Raw genomic sequence first — 24,206 nt, forward strand, 5'->3', positions numbered from 1 at the left:
TATGTTGCAAAACATTAATAAAGAGAGGAAATGATGGACATAGCGGCCATATCCATTAAAAACAAAACCGTGACTCTGGTACTGACTTTGGTAATGTTGGTAGGAGGTTATTTAGCCTACGATAAAATGAGTCGACTGGAAGACCCTGAATTTACTATTAAAGAAGCCTTAGTTATCACACCTTATCCCGGTGCCTCTGCTGAAGAAGTGGAAGAGGAAGTGACCGACGTAATTGAGATCAACATCCAACAAATGGGGCAGCTTTTGCAAGTGCGTTCTGAATCAAAGCGAGGCTTGTCGATCATTACAGTAGAAATAAAAGAGCAATACGACAAAACTACCTTACCTCAAGTGTGGGATGAGTTGCGTCGTAAAGTCAATGACGCAGCAGGCGAATTACCACCGGGAACGTCACCTTCAGTGGTAATCGATGATTACGGCGATGTCTATGGCGTCTTTATGGTAATTACTGGTGACGGTTACTCTTATGCCGAATTGAAAGATTACGTAGATTACTTAAGACGTGAACTATTGTTAGTGGAAGATGTGGGTAAGATAAGTACCTTTGGCGAACGTGAAGAGGCCATTTATGTTGAGTTTTCTCGCGATCGCCTTTCACAACTAGGTATCTCCCCAGAGCTTATTGTCAATGAGTTAAACCAAAAGAATTTGGTGGTCGATGCCGGTCGCGTTCGTATGGGGGATGAATACTTATCGCTTGCGCCCACAGGTGCCTACGACAGCGTCAGAGAAATTGAAGCTTTAATGATACGTGGTCAGGGTAATCAGCAATTCTTCTTGCGTGATATCGCCCAAGTTCGACGCGCCTATTTAGAACCACAAGAGACCCTAATACGTCACAAAGGGATGCCAGGCATCGGCTTAGGTATCTCCACTGTGTCCGGTGGTAATGTGGTAACAATGGGTGAGGCACTGGACAATAAAATTCGCCAGCTTAATCAAGATCGCCCGATTGGCATTGAGTTAGGTATCGTCTCCATGCAACCAGAAGCGGTTACCACGGCGATAGACAGTTTTATTATTAGCCTGATAGAAGCGGTGGCGATTGTTGTTGCCGTACTGTTTTTCTTCATGGGCCTGCGCAGCGCCATGATTATAGGCTTCGTGTTGCTGCTAACCATCTCTGGGTCCTTTATTTTTCTCGATCCTATGGGAGTTGCTTTAGAAAGGATTTCTTTAGGGGCACTGATTATTGCACTTGGTATGCTGGTGGATAATGCCATTGTTGTTGTCGATGGTATGTTGGTGCGCATGCAAAAAGGGCAGTCTGCTGAGTCCTCAGCATCGGACGTAGTAAAACAGTCCATGTGGCCACTGTTCGGGGCTACCTTAATCGCTATCTTGGCTTTCGCGGCGATTGGCACGTCCGACGATAGTACCGGCGAGTTTTGTCGATCACTATTTCAAGTAGTCATGGTGTCTTTGTTACTGAGCTGGGTAACAGCAATTACAGTCACGCCTCTACTGGGCGTTATGTTTTTACAAGGTAAAGACACTAATGAAAATGCCGATGGCGAAATACGAGACCCGTACGCAGGCGCTTTTTTTCAACATTACCGCGCCTTTCTCGATAAGTGTTTGCAACATCGCAGCGCAAGTATTTTGACTGTCTTGTTAATATTTGCAGCCTCACTATGGGGGTTTAGCAAGGTGGATCAGAGCTTTTTCCCCAGCTCAACCCGGCCACAATTTATGGTGGATTTATGGTTGCCCCAGGGCACACATATCGAGCAGACAGAGAAAAAGATCATGGAAGTTGAGCAACTGATTGCCAAGCAAGCAGGCGTGACACAGATGACTTCCGTGGTGGGGGAAGGAGCACTACGTTTTTTATTAACCTATACACCTGAAAACCCTAATACCGGATATGCCCAGATATTAGTGGATGTGGCCAGCAGCGATATTTTAGATAGTGTTGTGGCTGAAGTAGACCAACAGTTGCTAGAGCATTTCCCTACTTTAGAAGTCTCCACCTATAAGTTTGAGGTCGGGCCGGGGGGTAAGGGCAAAGTAGAAGCAAAATTCAGCGGGCCGGACCCTCTTCAACTGCGTCGCTTGGCTGAACAGGCTATGGCTATTATGCACGAAGATCATGATGCTAAAGCCATCAGAACAAATTGGCGTCACAGGGTAAAGACGATTCGACCCGTGATTGCTGATGAACAAGCTAATTTAAATGGCATTAGCCGCTCAATGATTGCCCAAACCATTCGTCAGGGATTCCAGGGGCAAGAAGTGGGCGTCTATCGCGAAGGCGATTTATTGCTGCCAATTTTAGTGCGCGCCGAACTGCAAGAACAAAGTGATGTGGCCAGCTTGGAGAATTTACAAATCTGGAGTCCAGTAGCCAATAAAATGATTCCGCTAAGGCAGGTGGTATCACGTTTCGATATGGTATTTGAAGATGAGATTATTCAACGGCAAGATAGGAAGCGCAGTATTTCCATTTATGCCGATCCAATCAACGGTTACGCCACAGAATTGCTAGCGCGCCTAAGGCCGCAAATCGAAGCCATGCCTCTACCACCAGGATACAACCTCGAGTGGGGTGGAGAGTATGAAGATACCGCAAAAGCACAAGGGGGGCTGATTACCTCGATCCCCTTGTTTGTTGGCATCATGGTTTTGATTACCATAACACTATTCAACTCTTTGCGTATTCCTTTAATGATTTGGCTATGTGTTCCTATGGCTGTGATTGGTGTGGCCTTTGGTTTGTTGCTGTCGAATCAAGCATTTGGCTTTATGTCGCTATTAGGCTTTTTAAGCTTAATGGGTATGTTGATCAAAAATGAGATTGTTTTGATTGAGGAGATTAATCTCCAGCTGGCTGGAGGAAAAAAGCTAATTCCTGCGATACTGGATTCCGGCACTAGTCGACTGCGTCCTGTGAGTATGGCTGCTCTAACCACCGCATTAGGTATGATCCCCTTGGTGTTTGATGCATTTTTCGCCTCTATGGCAATCACAATTATTGGCGGCCTTATTTTTGCCACCATACTTACCATGATTGTGGTGCCTGTTCTATATGCGATATTCTTTAGTGCCGAGCTTCAAGCATCGTAAGCCAACATGATAAAATACTTTAGGTTTTGCATTTAAGCTATTGATTTTAATTGAATAAATGCTTACCTAAAGTTATTTCTATATTCGGCAGGAGAGAGGCTAGTTATTCTTTTGAAGGCTCTGCGAAATGCTCGCTCATCAGAATAGCCCGCCAAGCTGCCGATACTTTCCATATCAAGGGTGGTGGTTTTCAGCGACCCTTTGGCGATGTCGATACGTATTTCATCGATAATACTTTTTAAGGTTTTATCGTAGCTGGAGGCCAAGCGCTGAGCGGCACGCAAACTCAGGTTAACTCTCGCCGCTGCCGCTTGGGCGCTAAACTCTCCCAAGGCAGCGTTTTCCACCACCGCTTCAACTAATTGTGAGAGCTCATTCGAATACTCAGAGCGTGATATTTTGGCCAGCTGTTGTGAAAATCCAGTTTCGACATAAGAGAAAATATCGGCGTTGGCCTGCAGTAGTGGTTTATCGAGGTAAGTTTTATCAAAACATACTTTGTTATTGGTTTTGCCAAAATAAACAGGGGCGCCCAAATGTGCCTCATAGTTTATTCGACGATGGGTATTGTTGTGCAAAAAATGCACTTCATCTGGCTTTAGAGGTTCTCCCATAATATCTTGGGCGACTCTCAGTAGCATGACAACAGCAAACTCGCTCATATGCCCATGCTCAATCAAATCATTGGGGTGGGAGTAATAGAATTCAGCCACATCACCCGACTCCACCAGTTCGAAGTTAAGCCTATCGGCAAGCAATGCTTTGTTGCGACACAAAAGAGTAAGTGCCTCGCGATAGGTTTTGGCAAAGCTCATACCGTGGGCCAAACCAGCAGTGATACTAAAGGGGGCAGCCATAGCCATTTCAAACCCCAAGGCCCTGTTAGGGAATTTTTGCTCTAGTAAACACCATAGATTCGACAAGATATCATCAGGAATACGTGCCTCTTCTGACGTAATTGTAGACAACGGCATTTCTATTATCCGTTCTATCTCATTGAGCAAAACCCCTTGCGACAGGGAAAACGTGATAACAGAAGAGACGATGGCCGGGTGCGTGTTTGGGCGCTGGTATTGTTGCTCTCCCGGAGTATTAGACTGCTTTGACATAGATAAAGATGGCCATAAATGTCGAATATGTAGCTGAATATGCAATAAGCGCTTACGCGTCACGAATATCCGCAAAGGCGCAAGAGCATAACATAGAGTTTTAGCTCTTTTAATCCTCATTGACCAGTGGTGAAAGAACATACGAAGGCCCGATAACAGGTTTTGAGCTTAAAAATCAACTCAATAACCACAGGGGAATGTGTTTGTGTCTACATTCTGCTGCAAATGGTATGAACCGTGATCGAGTTCTGGACACTTAGCATTTATAAGAATCTGAGAGTTTAGGTATATCTTTATAGAAAAGATTCTCTCGGTGAATGTATCTTAATGAGGAACAGCCACTTTGAAGAGCATCCAAAAATATTGGACAAAAATCAGCATCACCTATGTATTATTGCTTGGGTGTCTTGTGATGTTGCTGACACCCAAAAGTGTCGCGGCCGAACATGTTTTAATATTGAATAGTTATCATCCCCAATATATTTGGTCCTCCGAGCAGATAAGCGGTATTGAAGATGTATTAAAAGAAGAGATTCCTCTTGAAAACATTCATGTTGAATATCTCGATTCCCGCCGCTTTATCGATGATGAACGCTATGCGCAATATCTATTAGATCTAATCGATTACAAATATAAAAAACGCTATGACATATCTCTGATCATGGTCAATGAGGATTTTGCGTTAAATTTCGCACTTGAAAACAGAGACAGTATTTTCAAAGGCATTCCGATTGTGTTTAGCGGCATCAATGCTGATTTTTCAGGAATGCTTGAGCAACATAAAAATGTTACTGGTATTTATGAAGGTATCGATATCAAAGGCAATATCGCTTTGATACGTCGAGTCCAACCTGAAGTAAAAAAAATAGCGCTGATTACAGATACTACCCATCTTGGACAAAATGCTCGCCAACAAGCTCTAAAGGTAATTGCGGGACTTAAAAATGAGAAACATTACCACGGTATAGAATTTGACATATGGGACGATTATTCCTATCGCGAATTGCGCGGCCGCCTGGAGAAATTACCAGACAACAGTGCAGGCTTGATGCTAATAGTGCAACAAGATAATAACGGGCGATACTTTTCATATCAAAAGGATTTACAAGCCTTGTCAGAGGCATCATCTTCACCTCTATATGGTCTGTGGGGCTCGCTGGTATTAGGTAATGGCGTGATTGGTGGCAATATGCTGTCTCCTTATGTGCATGGGCAAAACGCGGCTTACATGGCAAGAAAAATTTTACAGGGTAGGCCTGCCTACGATATTCCTATTATCCATATGGCAGATTATTCTCCACATTTTGATTATCAAGTTTTGCAGCGTTTTGATATTGATATGCAAACTCTACCTGATGGTAGTACAGTAATAAATGCCCCGCTCAAAAACTATGATCGGCTACTAAAAATATTTACCATAACATGCGCTATTGCCGTTTTACTGCTTATCTTTTCGCTGGTCATGCTACTCAATATAAAAAGGAGAAAACAAGCTGAAAGTAGACTTCACTCACTTGCCTACAATGATGAATTAACATCTCTTCCTAACAAGAATAGCTTTATTAAGTATGTTTATAAAATCGAAAAAAGGGCTCCAGAGCAGTATATTGTGGCATTAGTGGATATCGCTGGATTTCGCTATATTAATGAAAAACTCGGTTACGAAGCAGGTAATTTATTACTGCAAAATGTCGCAGAAAGACTTTCGGTAATGCTACCAAACTATAGCTTCTTAGGGCGCTTTGGTGCCGATGAATTTTATATTGTTTGCGATACAAAGTGTGAGATCACCAAGGATAAACTGGCTACAACAGTTAAAAAAATATTTGATCAACCTTTCTTATTCGAATATCAGAAAATAATCTTGAGAATCAACACTGGCATTTTAAATTTTCCCGTTGATGCACAAACAGCCAGCCAACTTATTAACTATCTTGAAGCGGCCAAGAACGAGGCGAAGAAAAGAAAGGATGTCAGTGTGGTATATTTTGACAAAGCCTTACCGGAAAAATGGCGTCATCGGACGATGGTGGAGACTAAAATATTAGATGCCTTAGCGGAAGACAAATTCTTTATGGTATACCAACCTAAAGTATCGATCACAAAAAATACGGTGGTTGGCGCGGAAGGGCTTATACGTATGCGGGGCGATGATGAAGGCAGCATTATTTATCCTAACGATTTTATCGAGGTAGCCGAGAAGTCTTATTTGATTCAAAAAATTAATCTTAGTGTTATAGACAATGTGATTAAAGATATGAATTGCTGGTATGCCAAGGGCATTCATTTAGTTCCTATATCCATTAATCTCTCGAGTTTTTCCCTTTATCAAAGTGAGTTGGTGGAGTATCTTGAAGCAACAATGGCCGTCAACCCCCACCTTAAGGGGCTTTTTCAGATAGAACTGACAGAGTCAGTTTTGATTGACGACTTAAATACGGCGAGAAATTGCTTACAAACACTTAATAATATTGGAATTTCAATTGCTATCGATGATTTTGGTACAGGCTGGTCGAATTTATCCTATCTTAAAGAACTACCTATTGGTGACCTAAAGATTGATCGTAGTTTAGTGTGCGATATTACAGATAATGAAAAGTCGAGAAATATTTTAGCGGCTATACAATCTCTCGTGAAAAACACGGATACCTCAACAGTAGTGGAGGGCGTAGAAACGCCGCAGCAGCTTAATGTATTAGATGAACTAGGTTACGATATAGTACAGGGATATATTTATTACAAACCCATGTTTAGCGTTAAATTGCAGCAATTGTTGTCGTCAAGATATCGGTCGATTCCTGTGTATACTAAAAATAAAGTGTTAATGCTTGCGGATGCCCCACAATTTAAATCGCTTGCTATCGCGCCGGCATAATACCTGCCGGCGGTTAAGCTATTTGAAAGTGTATTAATATTAAGGTAAGGGAATATCTTGATGGATAAATGGTTGCTTATAGCCTTTCTCAAACGATGGCCGTTTGGCTAATTGAAGGTACCATCGCTTCACATTTGCAAAGGTATTAAGGTCGACCTTGTGGTATTGAAATCTCGCTACCCATGGCCATATGGATATATCTGCGATAGAGAGAGCCGAGCCTGTGACAAAATCTTTACCTGATAACTGCTGATTTAAATCCTCATACAATGTTAAAGTTTGTTGAAGATATCGCTGTTCACTATAGGTTGATACATTTTTATTATAGTGTAAAAAATGATGTGCCTGGCCTACTGAAGGACCGAAATTACCCACTTGCCACTGTAGCCAAATAATTTGTTGCCAATAGGACTCGCTGTTAACTGAAGCCAATAGCTTAGCGGTTTTTTGAGCGAGGTAGAGCAAGATCGCACCAGACTCAAATAAAATTCGCCCGCCGTCATTAATAACGGGTATTTTATTGCTAGGGCTGATCTTGCTAAATTCAGGTGCGTGTTGCTCACCGGTATGAATATTAATAGGTATCACGTCATAGTCTAAGCCAAGTTCTTCTAAGGCAATCGATATTTTGCGGCCATTGGGCGTATCCCAAGTATAGAGAGTTATCATGTTAAAGACCCATTAATAATGGCGCGCGACCACTGCTCAATGCATCATCTAGTAACTCAAGTCTATCCTGTCCCCAAAAAATCTCACCTTGGTAGACATAGCTTGGAGATCCTATTACGCCAAGTTCAATGGCAATTTCAGTATTTTTAATATAATCATTCATTACCTGTGTCTGATCATTGGCTTCATTATCAGGTTTACTGCCAACGTTCTCTATCAGCTGTGTAATAACCTGTGGGTCAGCAATATCCTTATCTTCTTGCCAAATAGCCTGGAAAACTAAGGCCGAAAATTTTGCAATATCGCCACCTTGTTTGCTAATACTGATAGCTGCTAATTCAGAAGGCTGAGGGTTGGTTGGAAAAAACTTAGGTGCAATATTAAGTGCAATGCCTCGCTTTTCGCGCCATCGTAGCAGTTCTATTGTGCGGTAAGCAATGCGCACTTTGTGTCGTTTACCTAAAGGTAAACCACCGGTTTTTTCAAACACTTGTAAAAGATTTATCGGCCTAAATTGAATATCCAGCTGATGTTTTGTCGCCAACTCTAGCAATGTTTGATGTCCTAAATAAGCATAAGGCGAGAGATGAGAATAAAAGTAATCGACAGTTTTTTTCATAATAAAATCCTATGATTTACCTTATAATTTAATAGTCAGCAATATTCATTTCACTAAAAAGTGAATATTCCTTACTTGTTTCTTGGAATGCTTTCATATGTTTATACACTTTCTTAAAGTTACCTTTACCTTCTTTATAAAGAGCTTCGGCATGTGCGTCCAAGTAAAGTGCTGTATGTTTTTTTATCAGCGCTAATACTTCGGGTGGCCAGTCTTTAATAACTGCGCCATTGTTTTGTAGAATTTTTAAAGCCTCATTTTGCTGTATCATCGATACGGTTAATGTATTTAAAACGGAAGCTTTTGCGCTCACTTGGATTAACTGCCGTTGTTGTGGTGTCAGGCTTTGCCATTTGTCGCGATTAATAATTAACTCAATATAAGTAAAACGTTGCTGCCAAGCACCTCGGTATAAATAGCGGGCTTGGCTCATCGCTTTTGTTAGATCGGCATTTTTATTTTCTAGGTGTTTTTGTCCAGAGACTAACTTAATAAAATGCACATCCGTAGCAGGAAGATTTAATTCATAACCATCGATATTGCCATTTAGCAACATTTTATGGGGGGCTACTCCTGGCACAAAACCACCGAAGGTAAGATTCTTTACCTTTACTCTTGAAGGATTAGCGCTACTAGGGCAGGGTTTTTGCGCATCATTGCATTTTGTGTTTTGCCCAATATTGGTGGTTTTGACACCGACGGCCTCACAAGCCTTTTGCCACCCTCCAATAGCAATTTTCTGCCAACGTACCACCCAAGGCTTGTTGCAGAGCTGCCGTAATGCTGACGAAGGAGAAATATTTAATTGTTTAGGATCTGGTATTGCCGAAGGGAAGTAACCTGCAGCAGGCTCGGCAGTTAGGGCCACAGGCAAAACTACAATATTATTTTGGTACTGCTGGTCATAAATCTCTTGCTGAAGAGAAAGGCCACCAGCGTTATACATATAATTTAAAAACGCTAAGGGTTTAAGGCCAAAGGGCAAGCCTCCTATATAAATTCCTGAATAGTCGTGTCCACTTTGTATAGGAATGGTAATACTCGCATCCAAGCCGCCACTGTCACGACCTGCGGCAACGGCTTCATACACTGAAGGAAATGTACTGCCTTTGAGCAATGAGCTGGGTTTCAAATAAGGGCGGCTTGTGGATTTTATATCCTTGGCTTGAAGGAATATTTCTAACCCGAGGTTTTTCAATAAAGGGGCAGCTTGTTGAACAAATAAATGTGCCGGTGCGGCCACAGGATGAGTGCCTTCTGGTGGTCCATAAGGCGCAAATAGAATAGGGTAATCCGATTCAATATGTAGACTTGAGGGCGAGGTATTGTCCGTAGCGCTATTAACTTCTGTTGGATACACATAACTGAATATGAGGTAAATCATACCCGTGATAATACGAAACGCTGTTTTATTCATAGCCTCAGGATTGTCCTTGAAAATACTTGAAGTGAGAGTTTAACGGACTTATTATAGGTTTTAGTCCACTAAAACTGTTAAATAATCCAGTAATGCCTCATTTAGATCGCTTATCTAGTTTGCTCTCAAGTTTCGAAGTACGTGCCCAGCGTATGTCCGGCCCACAAGGCAGCAATTTGTTTATTCTTGGCGATGAAGAAGAGGTGGAGACCCTCATGCTTTTTATTAAGGGCATGCCACAGGTACAACCTAAGGCTTTAGCTTTTGCTAAAGTAGATTTGGGGGGCGAGCAGAGTCCTATTTACACCGCAATGCCTCCTTGTATAGAGATCGATCTGAAACAAGAGAGTAACCTTAAAACCATTGCACATTTGATTGTCTGCGAATCTTTAAGACCCAGGTGTGGTGGGCAATTTGCCTTAGATCGTCTTTGCGATTTGATGGTGGTGAACATACTCAGAACACGTATTGCCCAACAAATCCAGGAGCCTGGAATGTTCGCCGGCCTTGCCCATGCGAAACTACGCCGAGTAATGGTGGCGATGCACGATCACCCCGAACGAAATTGGCGAGTAGAAGATTTTGCCGAATTGGCCACCATGTCTCGGTCTCAGTTTATGGCAGAGTTCCGTGCGGTGGTCGGCAAGACGCCCAAAATGTACCTAAAAGAGTGGCGCATGACCCTGGCACGTATCGCTATCGCGCGAGGGGATCGTATCAAGGAAATCGCCAAACGCTTTGGCTATAGTAGTGGCGATGCTTTTTGTCGTGCCTTTACGGACACCTACGGCGTGGCGCCATCAAAATTAGTAATGGATAAAAGTTAACGCGGCTATTTACTTGGGCCAATATTGGCTCGAATTCGATTGAGCTCTTTGGTTAATTTACTTGCTTCGTTGGCATTCAGGCCAACCGCTTGGCCAATTTTAGCGGGCACTGCACGAGCTTTTTCAAATAAATGACTGCCTTTTTCCGTGAGAAAAACAAGTACTTTGCGTTCATCTTCCGCATTACGTGTTCTTACTACTAAGCCTTGTTTCTCTAATCTTTGAATAAGCGGTGTCGCGGTTGGACCCTCAATTTCCATTCGTTTAGCCAATTCCTGAACTAAGATGCCGTCTTGTTCCCACAATACCATCATAGCCACATATTGAGGATAGGTTAGCCCCAGATCCCCGAGTATGGCGCCATATTGTTTAGTAAACGCACGTGACGTGGAATAAAGGGCGAAACACAACTGCTGAGCTAAGCGCAATTCCCCCTTGGTGTCAGTGATTTTTGATTTCACTCTATAGCCTCCTTATATTTAGCCCACTAGTTTACGCGTTAGCGAGCTTTTATTCGACCAGTTAGTGCCCATTGCCTATTGGCTATTACGACTAGCTATTAGGACAGGCACTTATTGACAATGTCTAGGAGGCTCATGTTTGATGACTAGCGAGCCGCCTTAATAATGAGGTTAGCCACAGCTTTTGGTTGAGAAACCATCACCACATGGCTAGCTTTCGCTTCTACTGCTGTCGCATCTAATTTTTTAACTTGATCGCGCTGCAGTTGGGTTAGGGTCATCGTATCTTGGGTGGCAACAACGGCGAAGTTGGGTTTGTGTTTCCATGCCACATTACTCACTTTTTGCTCCAAAGCTTTGCTATTAAGCGCACCTTGAGTCACAGCAATAACATCTTGTTCACGCGCAGACACATCGTGAGCAAAGTGTTTTGTGACACCGTCTTTGCTAAGTCTTAAATAACCCTCAGCATCCGCTGATAAGAAACCCAGACCTGGTGCATCAGGGTATTTGCCTGCAACATCAAGCAGTGACTGTCCAGCATCAGGCGCATAGGCGGCAACATAAACCAAGGATTTTACTTTTGGGTGCACACCCGCTTCAGTAATGACCATACCTCCCCAAGAATGGCCTACAAGCACCACATCTCCAGGGGCACTGCTGATCGCTCGATGGGTAAAGGCAACATCGCCTGCAAGAGATTCCAGTGGGTTTTGTACAGCAATCACGTTTAATCCCGCCTTCTCCAAGCGTGGTATCACCTTAGACCAAGATGAACCATCGGCAAATGCGCCATGCACTAGTACGACGGTAGTGGGTTCTTTCGCTGAGACAACACCAGCAAAGGCGGTGGTAAATAGAATCGCACTTAAAGCGATCAAGGTTTTCAAGGTTTTCATAGTTTAGCTTCCTCAGGTTGGTTAACTTAAAAATACTTAGTGCACTATCTATTTTGCAAAGCATATATTAGTTAGCTTACAAGTCAATAGTGCACTATTTAATTTTTAACTATAAGCCTCATAGTATTTTATGTAGAATTATCCGCCTAAAACGGTTTTTAGCGTTTTACCCCATCAATCGAAATAAATGATGATTATTGAATAAGGATTATCAATTGAAATTTTTACGCAAAGCTCTATTCCCAATAAGCCTAGTTTTTTCTCTTAATGCACTTGCCTATGATTGACAGGTGGAAAGCGATGTTACCTTAGTACAGCCAAGCTTAGGGTCTCATTCCAAATAGCCGATGCTGGCGGCACTTGTACTCAAAAATCTTGGTTAAGGTGGGGGGCAAAAGGCAATACGGAATTAGAAAAAAATGCAAATGCAAATGCGGTCTACAGCACCCTTATGACAGCGTTATTATTTGGCAAAAAAGTTAGAGTTTACGGTTTTAATCAAAGCTGTTTAGTCGAATTTATCCATCTTTTTTAAGCCTAGCGTCAAATATAAGAACATGAAAATAGCTAAAGTAACTGAGGATAAGTACTAATGAGCAATGTCGTTAAAGAGTGGCGTCCCAAACTAACTAAGGGCGCAGCCAGTAATAAACTTGCTGCCTATCAAGAACTATTAGCTGATCATGCCGATGACGATCAATTAATGGAGCTTGTTAGTACTAAGTTAATAGCAGAGCAGGCTGAGAGATTAGTTGAGGATGTACTAAAACTCGAAGTGATTAATAATATCGATGTATCACCTATTGTTATGTCGCGAGCAGAGTTTGGTAAAAAACCAAAAATTCGACAACATGCATTAAGGCAAACTAAGTTTTTCCCAAAGAATGCTTTGCCAGCGCTAAAGCGTATCTTTTTAAATGACGAAGACTTAAATGTGAGAGAATCGGCTTTTTACGCTATTGCCGATCACTATTTCGAAAGCAATGATGAGGAGGTACTATCTCTCCTTACTCAAGCGCATCCGTCAATAGACGCTGAGCTGAATATATCGTCTGACAGGTTTTACCGATCATTATCATCATTAAATTTTTCTAAGGCCTATGAGGTATTTATTCGCTCTCGGCTTGATCAAAAAGACTTTGAGAATGATAAGTATCTATTTTCGGCAGTACATAGAAAATGTGATGAATTTGAACACATGCTACCAGACTTTAAAAGGTGGTTAGAAGAAGCTGTACCCGCTGAGCCAGAGCCGCAAAAGGTTCACCCCGAATTTGAAGATGCTGTAGAGCATTATATGTTAAAGAACCATGGCTATGGTGGTTTCAATCCAACACCTTTGTCGACGATAATAAAACAATTTCTACAAGCTTTTAATGATCGACGAGATATTATTTTATTTTGTCAAAAAATTGCTGAAACTAGCAGAGACAAGGGGGCGATAGCCAATCTAATTTTATCGGTAAAATTCCGCTCAGATTTTAGTAGGCAAGAAGTTTTTGACTTTATATGGCAGTACTATGCCGATGCCGAACTTGATTGGTATAGCCGTTTAAATGCCTTATCTGCACTGTTATCTTTACCTGAAAATACGAGTGTTAATGAATCGCTGTATCAAAAAATAATAGCGACGGCTAAACAAAATAGTTCGTGGTTTACTTTTATCACTTTGAGTTACATAAAAGCTCACGCAGATAAAATAAAAAGTAAAAATGCTAGTCCATCAAGCAATAATAACAAAATAATAAAAGTAAATGAGCAGGAGTTGCAGGATCTACTTTCGGCATTGGTATTACATGCCAGCGACTCAGAAAAGAACAGTCTCTACTATGGCGCGCTTTCTCGTATGCGTGTCCATAACTGGAACGCAAATGATTATTTACCCACTCTCTTTTGGGTATTGTCTGTAGCGCTACCTGGGCGAAGAAGGTTAGCCTTTTCCACGTATTGGGATCAAAGTGCGTCACTTAGTGAGTCTGTTGAGCAGTCAATGGGCTATTATAATATACCTCAAACAGAATTTTCTGAATTTGAACAGTTACGTCATGCACAATACGAATCTGCTTCTCTTGTTGCTTACGCTGATTTCTTGAGTAATAAACAACTGCGATTAATAGAGGTCGATTTTAATGATAAAGAATGTCACGCAATAGTAGTTGATGATAAAGGTTTTCACGCTTTGCAAAGCACCATTCAAACGCTAGGCTTAAGTGTGACTCTTAAAGACGTGGCAACTAACACTAGTGTGGACTTATCAGCTCCAAAATTTAGTGACGAACTACGCTCACATCAAATTGAGTTTGCTATTGTTCAGAAAATTTTCGAACTTATGGCTTTTAATGTAACGGCTGATCAACGTTTAAAGATATGTTCAGAGCTAGAGCACGAACATATTCAAAATGACAAAGACAAAAGATCGGCGATATATTCCATCGTTGAGAAAATTGATGCGATTTCGAAGAGTGATAGTGCCGTTCTGCTGAGCAGTGATTGGAAGGATAATAGCTCAATTGAACATCAGGTTAACGCTTCTATGAATTATCTAGGCTTACCCCTCTGTGTATGCACCCTGAGCGATAAGGATTATCAACAGGAAAACTATAAGCAATGGCAGGCTTACGGGAGTTTTCTTAACACTCAAAATTTAACGCTTATTGAAATTAACGATGGCAGTGACACAATGACTTATATAGTGGTTAAGGAGCAGGATACGGCTGAACTAATGCAACTAGTGGGTGGCAATATTGACGATTCCTTATTGATAATTCAAGGCTGACAAAGGATGAAAAACATAAAATCCAACCTACTAATTCTCGTATCGTTAGTGCTGTTTGGATGTGAAAAAGCGGAACAAAGTGATGACAGTAATACACTAGACGATAGCTTGGTGATGGAGCAACCAAAAGATACGTTTGAAGACCCTTATCGAGAGTATTGTTATTTTGGCGCTAATCAAGATGATGAATGTAGCGCAGAGGGCAAGGGCATTGCTATTGGTTCTATTAGCGGTGATGGTATGAATCATACTGTCAGGATGACAATAAGCCATAAAGATTTAGACGCAATTGGCCTTTCCTATATCGGCGTTTCTTACAATGTACTGAACGAAGTGCCTCGCTTTCACAAAGGTAAATTTAGCGTCCAGGCAACCGCAGATTTTCCTAACCCTAAGCGTATTACTAAAACCAGTGTATTTTTAGTTTCGGACGATATTGATAGGAATAAGCCTAAAACATTTATTATGGAAGTGGATAAACCTCTTGTTACTGGAAACAATTTAATTCAAGTCGACGACTATCCTGACTTCTCAATTAAAAGTGCTGTGCTGACAATTACTAACGCTCAAAATATAGAAGCTGATCAACAATCAGTGACAGCCGCCGCTATTGCTGGCGGTGTGACAGGAAGACAATATATTCAAGGCTCATTAAGCCTAAGCCTTGAGAAATTTGGCCCACAAGGACGTTCTTTAATCTCTACTTACCATTTTGCCACTACCTCAGAGTGGACACATATAGCAAACGCTAATTGATATATTCCTACATATTCGCCCTCGCCGATATGTAATCTGTGATCTGTGAAAGCCGCATACATGTATAGACCTGCAATTAGAGTTAAATCTTCGCAGTGCCGTGCATTTAATAAAGGCGTGCGCACATAATATGGTGGCGCATGGAGGAGGGCATATCATTGCCACTGTATCCATGGGAGGTATTGTTTCATTGAAGGGAAGTGCTGTTTACTCCGGATCTAAATTTGGCTTGCGAGGTTTTATGGCCGGAATTAGAGATGAATTAAAACCTTATAAAGTTAACATTTCCGGTATCTACCCCACCGGAGTTGATAGCAAAATGTTACGTTATGAAGCCACACATGGTGGCAGCCTTCTTAATTTTGTTAGTGTGCCGGTGACCGTTAAGGATGTGGGTGATGCGGTAATAAAAGCAATCAAGTCTAAACATTTAGAACTCTATGTCCCTTACTCTGAAAGCTTAAGTGGCCGCTTCATTTCATGTTTTCCTTGGATGATTAGCTATTTATATCCACTTCTAGAATGGGTCGGTAGAAGAGGCCGAAATAAGTATCTGAAACGGATATAGAAAGAGGCACAACGCCGACTGTTGAGGAGCGGCAAAACGATGTTTGCCTTCGGCGAAGGCCTCTTATTCTTTCAAGGTAGCTAAACATTTGCTAGTTTCTATGAATTAAGTATTTTGCCTCCAAGTTCGTTCAATGGCTTGTGCCTTAGCTCTCGAATTAGCTACAGCAGCTCTCATGATTGATACTCCAACTCGCCAGCATCTGCCTGTGGTTTTATTTGAGGGTCTGGCTGTTTCGCCTTTTTACTGCGCAATAAATAATAGAATACCGGAGTTAGGATAAGGCCGAAGATGGTAACTCCTATCATGCCGGATAATACTGCAACCCCCATGGCTTGTCGCATTTCCGAGCCCGCACCAGAAGATATAGCCATGGGTAATACCCCCATAATAAAGGCAAATGAGGTCATTAAAATTGGACGTAGGCGTAAACGGCCAGCTTCTTTAATAGCCGCTAATGCGGTCATGCCATCGTCTTGCAACTCCTTGGCGAATTCAACAATAAGTATTGCGTTTTTCATTGCCAGGCCCACCAGTACGATAAAGCCAATTTGTGTGAAAATATTATTGTCGCTACCCGTTAAAATAACGCCGGTCATGGCTGATAAAAGTGTCATTGGCACAATCAGAATAATGGCCACCGGTAACGATAAGCTTTCGTATTGTGCAGCAAGCACTAGAAAAACTAAGAGCACTACAAGAGGAAATACTAACACGGCGGTATTACCGGCAAGTATCTGCTGATATGTCAGTTCAGTCCACTCATAGTCCATACCAATAGGCAGTGTCTCTTGCAGAATCTCAATCATCTTGGCCTGGGCCTGTCCCGAGCTGAAGCCCGGCGCCGGCGCACCGTTTATTTCTGCTGTGGTAAAGCCATTGTAGTGCATGACTCGATCAGGGCCAGCACTGTGTTTAACGTTGATGAACGAACCCAGCGGAATCATATTACCAAAGGCATTTCTCACTTTTATTTGGGCGATCTGTTCAGGTTCTTGGCGAAAGTTTTCGTCCGCTTGCAAGTTCACCTGGTAGGTACGGCCGAACTGATTAAAGTCATTAACATATAAAGAACCGAGATAGGACTGCATCGTGGTAAATACTTCATCAATATTGACCCCTTGGCCCTTCGCTTTCGTGCGATCAAGGTCAACATCAAGTTGCGGCACATTAATCTCGTAGCTTGAGAAAATTCCAGCAAGCTCAGGTGTACTCCTCGCCTTATGCATCACTTCTTGAGTCACATCGTAGAGGGCTTCATAGCCAAGGTTGGCTTTATCTTCAATCTGTAAACGGAAGCCACCGATAGACCCCAAACCTTGCACGGGAGGTGGCGGGAAAATAGCGATAAATGCATCTTCGATCATACCGTATTGTTGGTTAAGTGAAGCGGCAATAGCATTGGCACTGAGCTCAGGGCTAGTGCGTTTATCAAACCCTTCTAGAGTCACAAAGATGATGCCGCTGTTAGAGCTGTTAGTTAAACCATTAATATTGAGTCCAGGAAAACCAACGGCCGACTCCACACCTGGGTGTTCGAGTGCAATGCTGGACATTTGACGAATCACATCTTCAGTGCGATCAAGAGATGCGGCATTTGGCAGTTGTGCGAACGACACCAAGTACATCTTATCTTGCCCTGGGACATATCCTGTGGGTGTCGAGGCAAATTGATGATAAGTCAAAGCCATCAAGCCTGCGTACAACACAATAACAATGCCACTCATACGAATAAGTTTGGCGATACCGCTTTGATAACCCTCTGCCGCCCGCTTAAATATACGGTTAAATGGCACAAATACTAGGTGACCAAAAATACGGTCAATCACACGAGTTAACTTGTCTTTCGGCGCATCTTTATCTTGCAGTAACAAAGCAGAGAGTGCCGGACTTAAGGTCAGAGAATTAAATGCTGATATAACCGTCGAAATGCTGATTGTCAGTGCGAACTGTTTATAAAACTGCCCCGTAAGACCGGACATAAATGCGGTTGGCACAAACACCGCAATCAGAACCAGTGTAATGGCGATAATAGGGCCGGTGACTTCACTCATCGCTTTTTTGGTCGCCTCTGTTGGTGATAAGCCTTCGTGAATATTTCTCTCTACGTTTTCAACCACAACAATCGCATCGTCCACCACAATACCTATGGCGAGCACTAAGCCAAACAATGACAAGGCGTTGAGTGAGAAACCCATCAAATGCATAATTGAAAGGGTGCCTACTAACGAGACTGGCACCGCGACCAAAGGAATGATTGACGCCCGCCAAGTTTGCAAAAACAACACAACCACAAGCACTACCAAAATTACCGCCTCAAGTAAGGTTGTAATGACAGCATCGATGGAGCCACGAACAAAAACGGTGGGATCATAGACGATGCGATAATCCACACCTTGCGGGAAAAACTGTTTCAATTCTTCCATTCGGGCACGCACATCTTTTGAAATTTGGATGGCATTACTGCCCGGCGCCTGAAAAACCGGAAGGGCGACAGCAGGTTCGTTATTAAGTAGCGAGCGCAGCGCATAGGAATTAGAGCCAAGCTCGATTCGCGCCACATCACGGAGTCGCGAGATAGCGCCATTCTCATCTACTTTAATAATGATATCGCCAAACTCTTTCTCACTTGTGAGCCTACCTTGTAAGTTAATCAGCAATTGAAAATCGCTGTTGCCTGTGGGCTGCGCGCCGAGAGAACCTGCTGCTGCTTGCTGGTTTTGTTCACGAATAGCGGCGGCAATATCACCTGGGTTTAAACTAAGTGCCGCAACTTTTTCGGGGTCAAGCCAAACTCGCATTGAGAATTCGCCGACACCAAATAGTTGAATGTCGCCGACACCATCAATACGAGCCAACTCGTCGCGCACATTAAGGCGGGCATAGTTCGACAAATACAACATGTCGTAACGATCATTAGGCGAAATCAAATGCACAACCATGGTCAAGTCAGGCGAAGCTTTTTGTGTAACAACACCTAAACGCTGCACTTCTTGAGGCAAACGAGGCAATGCTCGATCTACTCGATTTTGCACAAGTGTGGTTGCCTGATCGGGGTCTGTGCCAATCGCGAAGGTGAGGGTAAGAGTCATACGACCATCTGCGGTAGCCTGTGAAGACATGTACAACATATCTTCAACGCCTGTGATTTCTTGCTCCAGCGGAGATGCCACTGTTTGCGCGATCACTTTAGGATTGGCACCAGGGTAGTTCGCTGTCACCACCACGGTCGGTGGCACCACATTAGGGTATTCGGTGATCGGCAGTTTACTTAGGGAGAGGGCTCCTGCGATAAAAATCAGCAGTGATAACACACCCGCGAAAATCGGCCTTTGAATAAAAAAGTTAGAAAAATTCACAACTAGCCTCCCACAGTATCCGTACCCGCACTCGCAGGTTTCGCAAGTTGTGGACGAGGGGTTGTGGCATCGATTTGCGCTTGCATGGCACGTAGAGATTGGATTGTTTTTTCAGAAGCCATCATCACCGTTGATGGTGCCACCTCTGTCCCCGGTCGAACCCGTTGTAATCCGTTGACGACAATTTTATCTTTTGCTTCAAGCCCTTGTTTGATAATGCGCAATCCGTTTACCTTTTCACCAAGTTCAACCGCACGATATTGCACAATATTGTCATCGCCTAACAACAGTACAAACTTATTATTAAGATCGGTGCCGATGGCTTTGTCGTCAATTAAAATTCCCTCGTACGAAGCGCTGCCGATCAATTTAACTCGCGCAAATAGTCCAGGAATAAATTCGCCTTGAGCGTTATCAAATACGGCGCGCGCACGAATCGTTCCACTGACAGGATTGATACTATTGTCGACAAAATCAATATAGCCTTGATATGGAAAATCTTTATCAGAAGCTAAGCCCATAACAACCAAGTTACCATTATCTCGAGTGCTTGGGCGTTTTCCTTCTCGATCAAGTTTCACATAGTTAAGGTATGTTTGTTCGTCAGCATCAAAATATGCATACACCTTGTTGGTTGAGACCAGATTGGTTAACACAGTTTCTCCGGCGGACACAAAATTCCCTGCGGTAATAATGGCCCGAGAGACTCGTCCTGTTATAGGTGCTTCAACACGGGTATAACTTAATTGCAAACGCGCTAATTCTAAAGAAGCTGCGACAGCGTCTTGTTGCGCGCTCGCTTCACCAAACTGTGCTCGTCTGTTATCCAGTACTTCCTCTGAAATCGCATTTTTTACAATAAGCGTTTGTGCGCGTTGGTATTCTGATTGTGCTAATTCAAAACGTGCTTTTGCTGTTGCTAAATCGGCTTCAAGGCGTTTAACCTCTGCTTTAAATGGGCGACTATCGATAAAAAATAGAGGCTCGCCAGCTTGAACAATGGCACCTTCTTCAAAGGCAACCGTGTCAATATAACCTGAAACACGCGGTCGCAGTTCTACTGTGCGCGGTGCTTCCAGACGTCCAGTGAAGGTATCCCACTCGGTTAACCGCTCGTATACAACTTCAGCAACGGATACGTTTGGAATATATGACGCCTGATTGGGGTTTTGCTTAGTTCCGCAAGCAGCGAATAACATGGCCATAGATGCCAATGTCATAGATCTAATCGCTGTTGAAAGTTTCATTGTATTTGCTCCTCAACAAATATTTAAAATATTAATTGGGGCAAGTATAGAGATGTGATTGCAATAAAAAAAATTATTAAATAGTATCAAACACATCACAAATATTTATGAGTCATGTAAGTTGAGGAAAAATTATGCGAACCCAAGAACTTAACTTGCTTGTGGTGTTTGATGCGATAATGACAGAAGGCTCCATTACTAAGGCTTCTAGGCGTTTGGCAATGACCCAGCCTGCGGTATCCAATGCAGTTTCAAGAATGCGGCTGATATGGAAAGACGAACTTTTTGTCAAAGAAGGGCGCGGAATTCAGCCGACATTATTTGCTCAAAATTTATGGCAACAAATTCGAGAGCCACTGCAAGATTTAAATCATGCGGTCAACCCTGAAATATTCGATCCAGCTACTTCGACTCGTACCTTCCGCGTTGCCTTAGCCAGCGTTACTGTGGATATAGCATGGCTTAAGCTACGTATGATAATAGAAAAAGAAGCCCCCTCAGTTAATGTTCACGCAATACCTTATACTGTCGTCAATGGTGTACAAGTGCTGGTTGATGCTGAAGTTGATATGGTTATTGGTGACGTGAGTACTAATTTAAATGTCATTCGTAATGAATTTCTTTTCAATTCAAAGTTTGTCTGTGTCATGCGCAAAGAACACCCTTTGACTAAAACAGGAATGACCATTGAAGAATTTGCCTCAGCAGAACATATCCTGGTTTCTCTTTCTGGTGACACCATGGGGTATAGCGATCAAGTATTGTCCCAGTATGGATTAAGGCGCAGGATTGCAATGACGGTAAATCATTTTTCCGCCATCCCACACCTACTTGAAAATAGTGACTTAATTGCTGTGGTACCACCTACTGCCATTGAAGAGCCAATTTTTTCTGGCAGACTGGCGGTCATAGAATTACCTATCGATATTCCCGGTGTGCCGGTGGCGTCATTTTGGCATGCACGCCAAGAGCGAGATGATGGGCTATTGTGGTTAAGAACTCACCTTAACCGGATTATTCGAGAGTACGCACATGACCACTACAAAGAACTAGGGAGGAGGTTTTGTTGTCCTCGTACTCACGTGCATACAAATTTAGATACACTCTCAAAATAGAATTTTTAGCTCGTCATTATGATGCCTTGGAGATACGACAGGCGACATACTTATGAAAAGGTATTGCGGTAAATTCATCTCTCGATAAATGATCCGTTAAGTTATTCGGATTGATACCGTAGCTTTCAAGCGTCTCAGCACTATTGGCGTTGGGATATAACAGCCCCATACCATTTGGCATAGACACACTATCAGGATGCATACCCTGATCGAGGTTGACTTCTATCTTATTTTGTCCAATGGCAGTTTCAAGCAAGGCCATATCTCCTTTCTCAAGACCATATTTATGTGCGGTACTAGGGTGAATTCTCAAAGTACATTTTGCTGTCTTACCTTTGCGCCATAGTGGGTTTCTTAAAATAGTATTGGCGGTAGACTGGCTTCGCTCTCCAGCACAAAGTATAAGGGGGTAATCGTCATCTAGTTTCGGTGTTTGTGTAAGAATGTTTATAAGTGCCTCGTGAAGAACTTTCGGTGCAAGCCTAATTTTTCTATCTCGATAACCGATGGCTGTAGTAAAATGCCAATCCCAAGGGAGCTCTCCCAAGATAACGCCGTTATGATTATGTAATACTTGCTTAAACCACTCTTTACCTAGAACGAAAGGGTTTTTAGTGGGAGTTTTAATAAATTGTTTGTAACGAGTAAATGCGACCAGCTGACAATTGAGCCACATTGCAGAAATATTTTTTGCCGGTAAATATGGGCCGATCACATCATAAGACCAACTTACCCAGCGAACAAAAGTTTGCCAAGGATTGGCTTTAGCGGCTATCACACTTGTTAATAACAGTGTGACGCCAATCCAGTTGTTATTCCAGCCATCTTTACCTAACCACGTTACTAAATGTTGCAGTAGCCTGGGCGCTTTAGTTGAAGCTCCCGAGTACTGAAGAATTGTTTGAAAAATTTCAGCTTCGGTTTTAGTATTACCTTCGCTGTAACAAATAGGTTTTCGAAGGTGTGCTGTAATATAGGGAAATTTTCTACCGAAAGATGCCCACTCCCATTTTTCGTAACCGCTGGGGGCAGCTAATACATAGTCTGCCTGCATCGCAGTTTCCGTGTAGGCAACATCTATTACTACAAGTAATTCAAGTTTTTCAAAAGCCTTACGCAGTCTTTCAGTATTAGCGTAGGTACGCAGAGGATTTGCATTGCTCACCAGCAGAGCCTTTATATTTCCCGCTTCTATTTCATCAATTAATATATTAGGAGAGAACATTTCAAAAGGGGTGAGTGCAGGAATGCCGACAATACCGGAAGCCGGCGCAACAAAGGGTTCTTTTGCTGCTAAGAAATCGCCATCTGCGGCGAACCCTGGTCTTAAGTAATTACCACCGGGCTTGCCGAAATTCCCGGTAATGACAATCATTACCTTAAGTAGCCAGCTCACCAATGTGGTATTAGGTATCCATTCAATACCGGTATCCCATAATATGCTGGCTTTATCTGCGTGTGCGTAGGCTCGTGTTACCTCATACACGTCTTCATAAACCACGCCTGCACGAGAGCATAAATCTTTGATGTCTAAGTTTCTAAACAAGGATAAGAAAGTCGTATTTACCTGGACATTATTTGCAATATAGTTTTTATCTTGCCAACTATTTTTTAGAATCATGGCAATCATCGCTGCGAGCAACCAAACATCAGCACCAGGTTTTGGGTTTATATGAATATCTGACTTTTTAGTGGTTTCATTTTCTCGTGGATCAATAACAAAAATGGATTTCCCTGATGCTTTATATTTACGTATATTTTCAGCATTTTTATAACCTCGATTAGACACCAGAATATTAGACCCTATAATAATACAAACGTCACTATTCCAGAGATCAGCATGGGTCATTGAGTGATTGGGCGAGTCGAACATGAGCTTTTCGACCAAGTGATGTTGAGTCTTTTCTTGTGCATAAGCACTAAAAAACCAGGAAGATTTAAAATACTTTAATAAAGCAATACCAAAGAAACCATCAGAGTGATTGGCTTGTCCACCTAAACCCGCGACAGCAATCGTATTACCACCAAAGTTGTTTTCAACATACTTAAGTTTAGTGGCTATTTCCTCAAGTGCTATTTCCCAGATGATAGGAGTATGCTTTGAATTATCTCTTTTAAGCGGTTCTTTTAACCTTAGTGCATGATCCACATAGTGATTAATACTAAAAGCTTTATTACAAATATGCCCTTTGGAGATTGGATTACTACTATCAGCCTTGACTTCAATAATTTTATTTTCATGGACTGAAACCTTCAGACCGCAGTTCATAGAGCATAAAACACAGGCAGTGGGTTTCTCATTCGCGGTTATATCATTGATAATATGACTCATAGCTTGTTCCCGTCAAATTGGAATCGTTATTATTAGTTAGGAGCTAACAGACTTCGATTATTAATCCCTAAAAACGATAGAACAAGGTAT

16 protein-coding genes are annotated in these 24,206 nt (G+C 42.4%); 7 read left to right on the top strand and 9 right to left on the bottom strand.

Going from position 1 to position 24,206, the window contains the following annotated elements; all coding sequences use genetic code 11:
- The first annotated feature begins 30 nt into the window (after positions 1–30).
- On the top strand, positions 31–3,087 hold the full coding sequence (locus BVC89_RS15345; protein ID WP_245929095.1) for an efflux RND transporter permease subunit: 3,057 nt from the start codon (positions 31–33) through the stop codon (positions 3,085–3,087).
- 62 nt (positions 3,088–3,149) lie between these two features.
- Here the strand turns inward: BVC89_RS15345 and BVC89_RS15350 are convergent, their stop codons facing one another.
- The gene (locus BVC89_RS15350; RefSeq protein WP_158657969.1) at positions 3,150–4,259 is read right to left on the bottom strand and encodes an AraC family transcriptional regulator ligand-binding domain-containing protein; all 1,110 of its coding nucleotides are present in this window, start codon (positions 4,257–4,259) and stop codon (positions 3,150–3,152) included.
- A 280-nt stretch (positions 4,260–4,539) separates the two neighbouring features.
- On the opposite strand from BVC89_RS15350, the gene BVC89_RS15355 reads away from it, so the two are divergent.
- Complete coding sequence (locus tag BVC89_RS15355; protein WP_158657970.1) at positions 4,540–7,071, top strand: ABC transporter substrate binding protein; 2,532 nt, start codon at positions 4,540–4,542, stop codon at positions 7,069–7,071.
- 39 nt (positions 7,072–7,110) lie between these two features.
- Here the strand turns inward: BVC89_RS15355 and BVC89_RS15360 are convergent, their stop codons facing one another.
- Genes BVC89_RS15360 through BVC89_RS15370 form a run of 3 tightly spaced genes read right to left on the bottom strand, consistent with a single transcriptional unit; the run spans position 7,111 to position 9,776 of the window.
- Positions 7,111–7,740 carry a glutathione S-transferase family protein gene (locus BVC89_RS15360; RefSeq protein ID WP_086932040.1) on the bottom strand — a complete coding sequence of 210 codons (630 nt, stop codon included), beginning with the start codon at positions 7,738–7,740 and terminating at the stop codon, positions 7,111–7,113.
- Position 7,741: 1 nt separating this feature from the next.
- Positions 7,742–8,359 carry a 2-hydroxychromene-2-carboxylate isomerase gene (locus tag BVC89_RS15365; RefSeq protein WP_086932041.1) on the bottom strand — a complete coding sequence of 206 codons (618 nt, stop codon included), beginning with the start codon at positions 8,357–8,359 and terminating at the stop codon, positions 7,742–7,744.
- Positions 8,360–8,387: 28 nt separating this feature from the next.
- Positions 8,388–9,776 (bottom strand): type 2 periplasmic-binding domain-containing protein, encoded by a 1,389-nt coding sequence (locus BVC89_RS15370; protein ID WP_086932042.1) that lies wholly within the window; start codon positions 9,774–9,776, stop codon positions 8,388–8,390.
- A 233-nt stretch (positions 9,777–10,009) separates the two neighbouring features.
- Between BVC89_RS15370 and BVC89_RS15375 the strand changes: the two genes are divergently transcribed.
- Complete coding sequence (locus tag BVC89_RS15375) at positions 10,010–10,603, top strand: AraC family transcriptional regulator (RefSeq protein WP_158657971.1); 594 nt, start codon at positions 10,010–10,012, stop codon at positions 10,601–10,603.
- Between the two features lie 5 nt (positions 10,604–10,608).
- On the opposite strand, the gene BVC89_RS15380 is transcribed toward BVC89_RS15375, so the two are convergent.
- On the bottom strand, positions 10,609–11,064 hold the full coding sequence (locus tag BVC89_RS15380; RefSeq protein WP_216824987.1) for a MarR family winged helix-turn-helix transcriptional regulator: 456 nt from the start codon (positions 11,062–11,064) through the stop codon (positions 10,609–10,611).
- Between the two features lie 146 nt (positions 11,065–11,210).
- Positions 11,211–11,963: an alpha/beta fold hydrolase gene (locus tag BVC89_RS15385; protein WP_086932044.1), complete on the bottom strand. Its 753-nt coding sequence runs from the start codon at positions 11,961–11,963 to the stop codon at positions 11,211–11,213.
- Positions 11,964–12,555: 592 nt separating this feature from the next.
- On the opposite strand from BVC89_RS15385, the gene BVC89_RS15395 reads away from it, so the two are divergent.
- The 3 genes from BVC89_RS15395 to BVC89_RS15405 all read left to right on the top strand — a co-directional run bounded on the left by BVC89_RS15395 (position 12,556) and on the right by BVC89_RS15405 (position 16,063).
- Entirely contained in the window at positions 12,556–14,739 is a 2,184-nt protein-coding gene (locus BVC89_RS15395) for a hypothetical protein (protein WP_086932046.1), read from the top strand.
- A 6-nt stretch (positions 14,740–14,745) separates the two neighbouring features.
- The gene (locus tag BVC89_RS15400; RefSeq protein ID WP_086932047.1) at positions 14,746–15,495 is read left to right on the top strand and encodes a hypothetical protein; all 750 of its coding nucleotides are present in this window, start codon (positions 14,746–14,748) and stop codon (positions 15,493–15,495) included.
- Positions 15,496–15,565: 70 nt separating this feature from the next.
- Positions 15,566–16,063 (top strand): SDR family NAD(P)-dependent oxidoreductase, encoded by a 498-nt coding sequence (locus tag BVC89_RS15405; RefSeq protein ID WP_281261000.1) that lies wholly within the window; start codon positions 15,566–15,568, stop codon positions 16,061–16,063.
- Between the two features lie 173 nt (positions 16,064–16,236).
- Here BVC89_RS15405 and BVC89_RS15410 read toward each other — a convergent pair whose 3' ends face one another.
- Both BVC89_RS15410 and BVC89_RS15415 read right to left on the bottom strand, forming a co-directional pair.
- Entirely contained in the window at positions 16,237–19,422 is a 3,186-nt protein-coding gene (locus BVC89_RS15410; protein ID WP_086932049.1) for an efflux RND transporter permease subunit, read from the bottom strand.
- A gap of 2 nt (positions 19,423–19,424) precedes the next feature.
- Positions 19,425–20,669 (bottom strand): efflux RND transporter periplasmic adaptor subunit, encoded by a 1,245-nt coding sequence (locus BVC89_RS15415; RefSeq protein WP_086932050.1) that lies wholly within the window; start codon positions 20,667–20,669, stop codon positions 19,425–19,427.
- A 134-nt stretch (positions 20,670–20,803) separates the two neighbouring features.
- On the opposite strand from BVC89_RS15415, the gene BVC89_RS15420 reads away from it, so the two are divergent.
- Entirely contained in the window at positions 20,804–21,784 is a 981-nt protein-coding gene (locus tag BVC89_RS15420) for a LysR substrate-binding domain-containing protein (RefSeq protein WP_086932051.1), read from the top strand.
- A gap of 16 nt (positions 21,785–21,800) precedes the next feature.
- Here BVC89_RS15420 and BVC89_RS15425 read toward each other — a convergent pair whose 3' ends face one another.
- Positions 21,801–24,116: a molybdopterin-dependent oxidoreductase gene (locus tag BVC89_RS15425; RefSeq protein WP_086932052.1), complete on the bottom strand. Its 2,316-nt coding sequence runs from the start codon at positions 24,114–24,116 to the stop codon at positions 21,801–21,803.
- Positions 24,117–24,206 lie beyond the last annotated feature (90 nt).

The organism is Agarilytica rhodophyticola (assembly GCF_002157225.2).
Taxonomy (GTDB): domain Bacteria; phylum Pseudomonadota; class Gammaproteobacteria; order Pseudomonadales; family Cellvibrionaceae; genus Agarilytica; species Agarilytica rhodophyticola.